This is a genomic window from Vibrio sp. 10N.261.51.C6, from assembly GCF_041471785.1.
Taxonomy (GTDB): Bacteria; Pseudomonadota; Gammaproteobacteria; order Enterobacterales; family Vibrionaceae; genus Vibrio; species Vibrio crassostreae_C.
On the sequence record NZ_JBFRPB010000036.1, the window covers coordinates 1 to 10,510 of the forward strand.

Sequence of the window (10,510 nt, forward strand, 5' to 3'; positions counted from 1 at the left end):
ACTTTACGGGGTCACTTCATGATGGCTGGCTTTTTGTTTATCGGCGAGTTCTAAAGAGCATACAGCCTGAATCTGTTTGCCTTGAACTTCGTACCTTGAAGCCTATACCTTAAAGTAATCCAACTGCTGCTTCTGTTGTTCTGCTAGGTTAGAAAGCTCGTGGCTTGCTGCAGCGGCTTGAGTAATGCCGGTAACGTTTTGGCTTACTAGGCTGTAGATGTTTGAGATGTTACGGTTGATGTCTGAGGTTACTTGGCTTTGCTCTTCGGCGGCAGAGGCAACCTGAGTGTTAATCTCAGTCATGTCCGTTACCGAGTTAGCAATGCCTGAAAGCGCCGCGCTTACTTCACCTGCAAGAGTTTGGTTGTGTTCCAGCATAGATAATGAGCTGCTCATGCTTTCATTCGCGTTACCGGATTGAACCTGCAAACCTTCTATGATGGTTTGGATCTCTTTGGTTGAATCTTGTGTGCGTGCCGCTAGCATTCGAACTTCATCAGCAACCACTGCGAAACCACGACCGCTTTCACCTGCACGAGCGGCTTCGATTGCTGCGTTAAGCGCCAGCAGGTTAGTTTGTTCAGAGATACTTTGAATTACCTCAATCACTTTACCAATCTGTTCAGAGTGCTCTTTTAGCGTGCCCACAACATTTGCAGCTTCGCTTAGCTGAATCGCCATCTGTTCGTTAGCTTTGTTGCTTTCATTAAACAAGCTCATGCTGTGTGTCGCCATTTCGTCAGCTTGCTTAGACGCTGAGTCGGCTTGTACTGCGTTCTCATTAACGTGTGCTGCTGTGCTTTCTAGTTGGTTTACAGCAGAAGCAACTTGTTCTACTTCTTGTTTCTCTTGGTCTGAGTTAACGCTGGATTGCGTCATTACAGCCGCTAACTCTGTCGACGCAGAAGCCACTTCGATACTGATTCGAGACAGTGAACTTACGGTGTCGCGCAATTGCTCAACGGATTTGTTTACGTCTTGGGCAAGGCGAGATATTTCGTTGTCGCCATGCTCTTCTGCTTTTACTAGCAGGTTACCTTTTGCTACTTCCCGCATCGTTTCTTGAATGTTGCTGATCGGCTTAACAATGATACCAGCCAGCGTCCAACTGATAATTAGAGCTACAGACAGGATCACCAACAGTGCAATGGTCGCAGTAGTCAGCGTGCTAGCGTGTTGCTGGCCGTTGATGTCGACCTCTTGAGTGGCAAGCAAGTTCAGCTTTTTAGACAGAGTATTGATCGCTTGCACCATTTCATTACCCGCATGTCGGTATTGGTCGATTGCGATCTGGTAGCGGTTTTCAAAATCTGAAGATAGTGATGCATCGCCGTGTTTCGCTCTTAATAGCGGAAGCATGGTGGTACGAGAAAAATCGACATAGTGATTCATCGCTTTGTTCATCGCGGCCACTTCATCTTGCATGCCTGGCACTGTGTCTAATGAATTCAGTAGGCGAGTATTCTGATCGCGTTTTTGGTTTAGTGTTTCAACCAATGTTTTTACGTCATCAGCATTGAATAGACTGTAAATCGCTTTGATGCGCATGCCATAGCTGTTGTCGACGATTTCGCTAAGTTCTTCTTTATGTAAGATTAACTGGTCGGTTGCTACTGACACATCTTTGAATGCACTTTCTAGTTTTTCACCACCGATAATGACACCGGCTAAAAGTAAGACAACGGAAAATAGTACGGGTATAAGAATTTGTATTTTGATTGATAGGCCACTGAGAAGTTGGCGCATGTAATGTCCTTCTTTGAATAAAATAAAAAGATGAGAATTATTATTATTAGAATTAGTTGGCGATTCTAACTAATGAGACTGACAATTCAATCAGTAAAGGCTTTGATTTCGTTATATGCGATAGGTATTTGATATAGATGGTTGTTTATTGTTCTAAATGGCGATAAAGGTGGATCTTTTTATCCATCGTGTTAGGGCTACTTGATTGATAAATAGAGAAATATATTGGTTAGTATTCGATATAAATAGGGAAGGAAATCTAGCTTTTTGGTGCTCAAACGATGGTGAGACCTGCATTCACTAACTGCATCTGATGGGGGCGAGACTATCAATTCATCGAGTAGGAGAGAAATTAGCCATTAATTTGTAGTTGTCATATAGGCTTCAATTAAGTGAAACACAACTGTCACATTCGGATTCTAAAGTAGGCCTCGTTCAAGCAAAACATTACGGCAATAACGCCACTAAAGGAAATTTGTGATGAAAAAGACAGTTATCGGTGCAATCGCACTACTAGGCGCTCTAACAGTGAATACAGCTTCAGCTAAAGAAACTATCTCTGTAGTTGGCTCTAACAGTGCTTCTCCACTGGTTGAAGTTTTTGCAGAAACCTACATGAATAAAGGCGAACCAGTGTTCATCGAAATTCAAGCACCAGGTTCTTCTGCAGGCATCAAAGCAGCAAAAAATGGAAGTGCTGACCTTGGTATCTCTTCTCGTGACCTAAAAGAAGAAGAGAAAACAGCTGACCTGAAAGAGCTAGTTATCGCTCGTGACGGTATCGCAGTTGTTGTTAACCCGAACAACGAAGTATCTGCTCTTACTGCTGAGCAAATCACTTCAATCTACAAAGGCGACATCACTAACTGGAAAGATGTTGGCGGTGCTGACAAGCCAATCGTAGCAATCACTCGTGATACTGCATCAGGTACACGTGGTGCATTCGAAGACATCATGAAGCTTAAGAAGAAGATTGGCGATAAGAAAGTATCGGCTATCTCTCAACGTGCACAAGTTGCAAACGGTAACGGCGCACTTAAAGTTTCTGTAGCAAGCAACCCATACGCTATCGGCTTTATCTCTCTAGGTACAGTTGACGAATCTGTTCAAGCTCTAACTATCGACGGCGCTGCTGCGACTGTAGACAACGTTAAGAACGGTTCTTACAAAGTTGCTCGTCCATTCCTAGTTCTTTACAAAGCAGGCGCTCCAACAGCTGAAACTCAACAATTCCTAGATTGGATGGTTGCAGATGAAGCTCAAGCTATCGCTGGTAAGAAAGGCTACATCACAGTTAACTAATCTTAACTGACTCAATCTTAATTATTGCTCAGCCTGCTTTAGGCTGAGCCTTTTCTTTCAACTTTGTTTATTTCGAGCTCTTATTGAGCCACAAAGTTTGAGATTTTATATATGACCATCGCAAATAGTGAAAAGCTTATGAATACTGAAGCGACTCAAATCAACAAGCCAAGTCTACGTGCTAAGAAGCGCATCGACTGGAGAGAAAGAATCTTCCACTGCTTGTTCTTATCGAGTGCTGTAATCGGCATCGTATCACTAGCCGTTATCGCTTACTTTATCGTTGCAGAGAGTATCCCTGCATTCCAAGAGGCCGGTGTTTCTGGCATCGTTCTGGGTGTTGACTGGTTACCTCCAGCTCTATTCGGTGTTGCAACCATGATTGTTGCATCGATTGTTTCGACACTTGGAGCTGTAGTTGTTGGTGTGCCAGTTGGTGTATTAACCGCTATTTTTATTGCTGAGATTGCTCCAAAGCGTCTTGCAGATATTATTCGACCAGCAGTTGAGCTTCTAGCGGGTATCCCGTCGGTAGTTTACGGCTTCTTCGGTCTAGTAATTATCGTTCCAATGATTCAAAACGTTTTCCAAGTACCAGCGGGTAACACTATCCTGGCGGGTATCATTGTTCTGGGTATCATGATTCTTCCTACCGTTATCACGGTTTCTGAAACTTCGATTCGTGCGGTACCTCGTACATACAAAGAAGGTTCACTTGCACTGGGTGCTTCGAAAATCTACACGATTTTTAAGCTACTCGTTCCTGCTGCACGTTCAGGCATTATGACTGGTGTGATTTTGGGTATCGGCCGCGCACTTGGCGAAACGATGGCAATCATCATGGTTATGGGTAACGCGCCAGCAATGCCAGAAGGCATTTTGGACTCTGCTCGTACGCTAACAGCAAACATTGCAATTGAAATGTCTTACGCAAGTGGCGTTCACGCTAACGCACTGTACGCAACAGGTGTTGTACTTCTAGTGTTCATCATGATGTTAAATGGTGCTCTACTTTATCTTAACCGTGAAAAAGCGAAGTAGGCGAGGATAAGTAATATGGATCGCGTAAAACTAAAACAAGCACGTCAAACCAAAGATAACATCCTAAAAGGTTTTATCTGGGCAGCTGCAGCTGTAACCGTTGGTTTCTTATTCTGGATTATTTGGTACATCCTATCGAACGGTCTGCAATACGTAGATTGGAACTTCATCACTGACGATTACACTCGTACTGGTGAAGAACGTGGTATTTTCCCAATGATCATTGCCACGATCTACATGGTAATCGCATCGATTGCGGTAGCCGCGCCACTGGGCATCATGACGGCGATATACTTAACTGAATATGCGAAAGTAGGTAGCCGATTGGTGAAAGTGATTCGATTCTGTACTGAGTCGTTAGCTGGTATCCCATCGATCATCTTTGGTCTGTTCGGTATGACCTTCTTTGTTTCGATTCTTGGTCTTGGCTTCTCGATTCTGTCGGGTGCACTAACGCTAAGTATCCTGATTCTTCCTGTAATCATTCGTACTACAGAAGAAGCATTGATGGCAGTGCCACAAACTTACCGCGAAGGCTCATACGGCCTTGGTGCTTCAAAAATCTACACTATCTGGCGTTTGATCTTACCAAGCGCAATGCCAGGTATCTTAACTTCGGTCATTCTTAGTATTGGTCGTGTAATTGGCGAATCAGCACCTGTATTTTTAACAGCAGGTATGGTGGCACGTGTTCCTGAGTCGGTATTCGATTCTGGCCGTACACTAACGGTTCACCTATATAAGCTGACAACAGAGCTATTTACTATCGATGAGTGGAACCAAGCCTACGGCACGGCGACAGTCCTAATCGTACTGGTTCTCTTGATCAACATGGTTACAAAACTGATTGCGAGACGCTTCAACACGGCAACTTACTAAGCTCATTAGCTGGCTCATAAATAAAGCGAGCCCCCGTGATAAAGAAAGCATCAAGTTAGACACGAATTTAAGAATTTAGAGATTACGAACATGAATAAATTTGATATTGAGAACCTAGATCTGTTTTACGGCGACAACCAAGCGCTTAAATCTATCAACCTGCCAATTCCAACTCGCCAGGTTACTGCTCTGATTGGCCCGTCTGGCTGTGGTAAATCAACACTATTGCGTTGTTTGAACCGCATGAATGACCTAATTGAAGGCGTTACGATTAAGGGTAAGCTGGATATGGATGGCACTGACATCTACGGTAATATCGATGTCGCTGACCTACGTATCCGCGTAGGCATGGTATTCCAAAAGCCAAACCCGTTCCCAATGAGCATCTACGAGAACGTGGCATACGGCCTACGTGCTCAAGGTATCAAAGACAAAAAACACATCGATGAAGTGGTTGAGCGCTCGCTACGCAGTGCTGCACTGTGGGATGAAGTAAAAGACCGTCTTAAAGCGCATGCATTTGGTCTGTCTGGTGGTCAACAACAGCGTCTATGTATCGCACGTACCATTGCAATGGAACCAGATGTAATCCTGATGGATGAACCAACATCGGCTCTAGACCCAATCGCGACACACAAGATTGAAGAATTGATGGAAGATCTGAAGAAAGACTTCACTATCGTTATCGTAACGCACTCAATGCAGCAAGCGCGTCGTATCTCAGACCGCACGGCTTTCTTCCTAATGGGAGAGCTTGTAGAGCATAACGAAACCAGCGTTATCTTCAGTGAACCAAAAGATGATCGTACTAAAGGTTACGTAAACGGTGACTTCGGTTAATCGACGATTTACGTGTGGTATTTAAGCGATTAGATACCTTTACACACTAACTGAAACGCAGGTTAGATAATCGAATAGAACAACAGAATTATCACTATAACTATAAGCGATGGAAGTTTTGCCCCACTATAGGTGGGGCTTTTTTATGTGTCTAAAAAATCCCCAATGTCGATGTGATTTTGGGCAGAGAATCCCATTTTTGTCGTCCTTCTCATGCTTGTGATAATGTTAAAGGTGAAACTGCGACCCGCTTAACATCTCATTTTCACTTACATTGATTGCATATCAAGCCTTCTGTATTTTTGCTTTATTCTTAATCGCCAATGGAAGGAAGCTGTGCCTGTTAAAGCCTTTGCAAAACAAATATCTGCGACACGCGACCATCGTCTGTTGGCTGAGTCTCTTTTTGACTATCTGGTTAAGGTACTTACTCCAAAAGGGATAGGAATATTTGCTGAACCGACGCCGGAGAGCGACGCATTACCGCTTTTTTCTTATGGCGACCTAACCTCATTGGCGAGCTACCCCTCTACATTTTGGCCGTGGGTCTCACAGTTTGATACCGCAGACGGGGTTTTGCCAATGGCTATCAACACCTGCAAGTGGGAACACATGAAAGTGCTTGGTGGGGAGTCGTTTATCATGATGCTCGACAACGCACCTGCCTCCAGAACTTATTTAATTGTTCAAAATTGCAATGCTGAGAAGGTTAATCAAACCTTTGACCAAGATCTTGATGTGTTACAGCTCGCGGCTGCCCGTTGGCAATGTATTCGTGCCGAAAAGAACGCGGCGCTAGAAATCAAACACAGAGACACACGTGAAGCTCAATACTTAGATGAGATAAAGTTACGTGAGCTGTTTGTAGAGAACATGAAGCTGGTTCATCAGGTCGCGCTTGAGCTTTCTAACCCTGAGTCACTCGATGCTTTGTATAAAGCATCGGTTGAGGCTGTGCGAGACAGGTTAGGGTTTGATCGTGCGATCTTCATGTTGCTTGATATGAAAAAGCGTTGTTTCAGCGGCACTTATGGCACTGACGAAGCGGGTAAAACCAACAGTGAACACCACACTCAATACGATTTGCACCAACTTGAAGCGGAATACATTGAAGCGCTGTCTGATAACCATACTAATCTAGTCATCATCGATAATGCGCCCCTGTATACAGAAGGTAAGGTGGTCGGGCAGGGGTGGAATGGCATGCTTATCTTGCGTGAAGGCGACAAACCTGTCGGCTGGATCGCCATGGATAACTACATTCATCGCTCACCGATTACTAACTATCAAAAGCAGATGCTTGAGTCTTTTGGCTCTTTGCTTTCTCAAATCTATATTCGCAAGCGCCAAGAGCAGAACATACGTATGTTGCACTCGAGTATGGTTGAGCTGTCTCGATGCGATAGCGTCAGTGAAGTCTGTAAGTCCGCGGTTAGTTTTGCGATTCAACATCTAGGTATCGATCGACTGGCTGTTTTCCTAACAGACAAAAAGTGCAGTTACATGCAAGGTACTTGGGGCACTGACATCAAAGGCGATATTGTCGATGAGTCCTATTATCGCTCTGAGCTGGTGGAACGTGACATCGTAGCCGCAGCTCGTGCTTGCCCTAATCAAGTGGCGTTTGAAGAATCAGTCCCTATTTATCACGACTTCAATATTGTCGGAGTCGGTTGGACGGCAATGACCATGCTCACCACCAATACGGGTGAGCCGATTGCGTTTATCGCTGCTGATAACCTATTAACTCGCAGTCCTTTAACCTCACAGCTTCGTGAGGTAATACGTATCTTTGCTTCGAGCCTTGCTGAGGTGCTGCAAAGAACCATGGCTCAAGAAGAACTGAAAAAGCTCAATGAAACATTGGAGCAAGAAGTCAGTAAGCGTACCCAAGAGCTAGAGTTGGCGAATGAGCAATTGGATATCATTTCTAAGCTAGATCCTCTTACGCGCCTTGGAAACCGCCGTATGTTGTCGCAGGTTCTAGAAGACTTGAACGGTGACGATCAAGGTGCCTTTGCCTTACAGAACGAAATTACATTTGGCTTGATTCTTGTCGACCTCGACCACTTTGGTTTGTACAACAGTGTCTATGGTCATACTGAAGGGGATGCGGCTCTGAGGACGGTAGGTGAGATACTGAATGCCCATGTTCACAATGATAAAGAAACCTTCTGCCGGATTGGTGGTGAGGAGTTTATGTTGTTGATGATTGGCACGAATCACTCAGAGACAAAGCAACGTGCAGAGTCGATTAGAAAATGCATTGAAGAGGCAAAAATCCTCCATTGTGAAAGTAGTACCAGCCCATATTTAACGGCATCCGTTGGCTATGCCTCGATAACTTCTGATCAGCACCAGTTTGACTTCGACCTACTTTATGGCAAGGCAGATAAAGCCTTGTATCAAGCCAAAGACTCTGGGAGAAATCGAATCGTTTCTGCCTTAAAACGTAAAAAAGTCACAGCCTCTCTTTCTTAAAATAAAGGCCGTTGATCTCAAGATGATCAACGGCCTTTGTGTTTTACTGTTGTTGATGAACAGCGTCGACTAAAGATTTTCTAGCGAACTATTATGCTTTTTACTCGCAACTCTCTTGGGCTTCTTCACCGTTTTGATTGCCAGCTCAGGGCTCCATGTTTGGGCTGGTGAACCGGCTTCACCATAAAGGCTTTGGTTTAGCTTGGTGAGTTCGGCTTCAACGGTTTGTAACGTTTCATCACTTAGATCTGTATTTTCAGATTTCCATTGCTCAAATAAGGTTCTGGTCATCACGCCATCTTTCGTTCTTAGAGCTTCAATAAGCGCTTCTGCGGTATCTGATTGACGTTCAACAGTGTGTGTTGGTTTTGTCGTTACGCCGCGGCGTGACCAGAAGTAGAATGCCAATGCTGAGCTGATTAGCCACAAAGCTGCAAATAGGGCGGTGAGATAAGGCCAGATCCCAGGGCTATCCACAGTAACAACCGTCGGGCTTACTTGTTGGGCGGGCGTAGCAGTAACTGGTGGAGTGCTTGACGCTGCGCGATCACTTGCTTTTACCGCTAACTCTAGCCCCTGCGCTTTGCTGGTTTGTTCTGATTGCAAATCGGTGTTAAACCAAGCTTGAGACACATCAGGAAGCGAGATGTTTCCTGCCTCTTTCGGAATCAAGACTTGCTTGTAAACAACGACAGAATCACCTGACTGAGTTGTGCCAAATTGCGGCTTCTCTTCATAAACACGTACCGAATTAGGGTAGGTGATATTCAGTTTTGGCAGCTGGTGTTGCGTTAAGTTGCTAGCCGTCATCGTGATGGTACGAGTTAACGAATCACCCGCTTCCATTTCAATGGTTTGGTTGTCGCCTTCTAAACCATTACTATTTCCCAGTTGATTGCCTTGGCTATCGGACCATTGTTGAATCAGTTTGAAGTTTGATGTTGGTAACCACTCACCTTGGTAGCCTTTTGGTACGTCCTTCACAGTTACATCTAAGGTTTCAACGGGTGTGTCGAGTTGGAACAAACGTGTTGTACTAGAGTTATTGGTTGAGTAGACAACAGCTCCTGTTAGCTTCGGCCCGTTCAGCTTAAATTGACCTGCTTTTTGTGAAGAGATACGGAAAGACTGTTGAACTACCGTCACCTCTTGTCCATTGAGAACGTCTTGAAATTGCTTCGATTCCCCAATAGGTTCCACATCTAAGCCCGGCGAGCTCGGTGGCGCTATTTTAGGATCTTGCAGCCTTCTTGGGTCAGCTTTGATGATGAGTTTTACATCAAGCTCAGCCACTTCTTCTGGGTACAGCGAGTTCTTGCTGAGGTTAAGCTGGAACTCTGCCATATCATGTTGAGTTGGAGCGGCTTTGTTAATTGCAACATTGATGGTGATAGGCTTGGTTTTTGCCCCTTCAATATCAAAACTCGGGATTTGCAACTTACCCAAACGCAGTGGAGCAAGGGTGATGTTCCACTCGCTTGACACCGAACGGCTGCCATTGACGATTCGCATCGACGAGCCAAAGCTTGGTGTACCGACATAGAAGTCCTGCTGGAGCGCTGTTAGATCTAGAGCATCAGAGGAGACCTTTTCATCGGTTGCAACTCTAAGAAGGAACACTTCATCTTTGGTGACACTGTTATGTGAAACGCTCGCCACGGCGTTTGCAGCCAATACTGAGAAGGACGAGAAAGCTCCCAACAACAATGTTAGGAGTACGGATAAAAATGGCTTGTTTAAAAATCGCATGGTTACCACTTTTTGTTCTGGTTGTTAGGAGCACTTTTTTGTCGTGCTTGTAAAATCATTTGCGCTTTAAGCAGTTGGCTCGGGTCACGGGCGCTTTCTACTTGCTCAAGTTTTCGCATGTCAGGGTCGCTCGACAGAGGTTGATCTGAGGTTTGTGCTACAGCTTGCTGACTACTTTGCTCACCATCTTCTTTTGAAGCTTGTTGTGCGCTAGCACTTTGAGGTGTAGCGCCTTCTTGGTCACTCTGTTTCGGCTGATCACTGTTACTTTGTTGCGTGGCTTGCTTGTCGTCTTGTTTAGACTTTTCAGAGTCAGAGTGATTTTCAGGTTGGCCTTGAGATGAGTTTTGGTCTTGGCTACCGCGTTGATCTTGGTTACTGCTTTGATCTTGCGACTTGCCATTGTCAGCGGAGCTTTGTTGTTGATCCTGAGAGCTTTGCGAAGAATCATTTTGCTGACCTTGCTGACCTT

Annotated in this window: 7 protein-coding genes and 1 pseudogene; 5 read left to right on the forward strand and 3 right to left on the reverse strand. The window is 44.8% G+C overall.

Annotation, left to right across the window (positions count from 1 at the left end; all coding sequences use genetic code 11):
* Positions 1-102: 102 nt before the first annotated feature.
* Positions 103-1,746 carry a methyl-accepting chemotaxis protein gene (locus AB4375_RS09945; RefSeq protein ID WP_372051473.1) on the reverse strand — a complete coding sequence of 548 codons (1,644 nt, stop codon included), beginning with the start codon at positions 1,744-1,746 and terminating at the stop codon, positions 103-105.
* A 480-nt stretch (positions 1,747-2,226) separates the two neighbouring features.
* On the opposite strand from AB4375_RS09945, the gene AB4375_RS09950 reads away from it, so the two are divergent.
* The 5 genes from AB4375_RS09950 to AB4375_RS09970 all read left to right on the forward strand — a co-directional run bounded on the left by AB4375_RS09950 (position 2,227) and on the right by AB4375_RS09970 (position 8,289).
* Complete coding sequence (locus tag AB4375_RS09950) at positions 2,227-3,048, forward strand: phosphate ABC transporter substrate-binding protein (RefSeq protein WP_017064254.1); 822 nt, start codon at positions 2,227-2,229, stop codon at positions 3,046-3,048.
* 111 nt (positions 3,049-3,159) lie between these two features.
* The gene (gene pstC, locus AB4375_RS09955; protein ID WP_372051474.1) at positions 3,160-4,089 is read left to right on the forward strand and encodes a phosphate ABC transporter permease subunit PstC; all 930 of its coding nucleotides are present in this window, start codon (positions 3,160-3,162) and stop codon (positions 4,087-4,089) included.
* A 15-nt stretch (positions 4,090-4,104) separates the two neighbouring features.
* Positions 4,105-4,968 carry a phosphate ABC transporter permease PstA gene (gene pstA, locus AB4375_RS09960; protein ID WP_017064256.1) on the forward strand — a complete coding sequence of 288 codons (864 nt, stop codon included), beginning with the start codon at positions 4,105-4,107 and terminating at the stop codon, positions 4,966-4,968.
* Positions 4,969-5,058: 90 nt separating this feature from the next.
* Positions 5,059-5,808 (forward strand): phosphate ABC transporter ATP-binding protein PstB, encoded by a 750-nt coding sequence (pstB, locus tag AB4375_RS09965; RefSeq protein WP_004737715.1) that lies wholly within the window; start codon positions 5,059-5,061, stop codon positions 5,806-5,808.
* Between the two features lie 336 nt (positions 5,809-6,144).
* Positions 6,145-8,289: a GGDEF domain-containing protein gene (locus AB4375_RS09970; protein ID WP_017064257.1), complete on the forward strand. Its 2,145-nt coding sequence runs from the start codon at positions 6,145-6,147 to the stop codon at positions 8,287-8,289.
* Positions 8,290-8,358: 69 nt separating this feature from the next.
* Here AB4375_RS09970 and AB4375_RS09975 read toward each other — a convergent pair whose 3' ends face one another.
* Together AB4375_RS09975 and AB4375_RS09980 are read right to left on the reverse strand one after the other, a co-directional pair.
* Positions 8,359-10,038 (reverse strand): BatD family protein, encoded by a 1,680-nt coding sequence (locus AB4375_RS09975; RefSeq protein ID WP_372051475.1) that lies wholly within the window; start codon positions 10,036-10,038, stop codon positions 8,359-8,361.
* A gap of 2 nt (positions 10,039-10,040) precedes the next feature.
* A pseudogene (locus tag AB4375_RS09980) lies at positions 10,041-10,510 on the reverse strand (hypothetical protein); the annotation flags it as partial.

Excerpts from the sequence above, each read along its gene's own strand:
- AB4375_RS09945 (WP_372051473.1), bottom strand. The coding sequence starts at position 1,746 with ATGCGCCAACTTCTCAGTGGCCTATCAATCAAAATACAAATTCTTATA.
- AB4375_RS09950 (WP_017064254.1), top strand. The coding sequence starts at position 2,227 with ATGAAAAAGACAGTTATCGGTGCAATCGCACTACTAGGCGCTCTAACA.
- pstC (WP_372051474.1), top strand. The coding sequence starts at position 3,160 with ATGACCATCGCAAATAGTGAAAAGCTTATGAATACTGAAGCGACTCAA.
- pstA (WP_017064256.1), top strand. The coding sequence starts at position 4,105 with ATGGATCGCGTAAAACTAAAACAAGCACGTCAAACCAAAGATAACATC.
- pstB (WP_004737715.1), top strand. The coding sequence starts at position 5,059 with ATGAATAAATTTGATATTGAGAACCTAGATCTGTTTTACGGCGACAAC.
- AB4375_RS09975 (WP_372051475.1), bottom strand. The coding sequence starts at position 10,038 with ATGCGATTTTTAAACAAGCCATTTTTATCCGTACTCCTAACATTGTTG.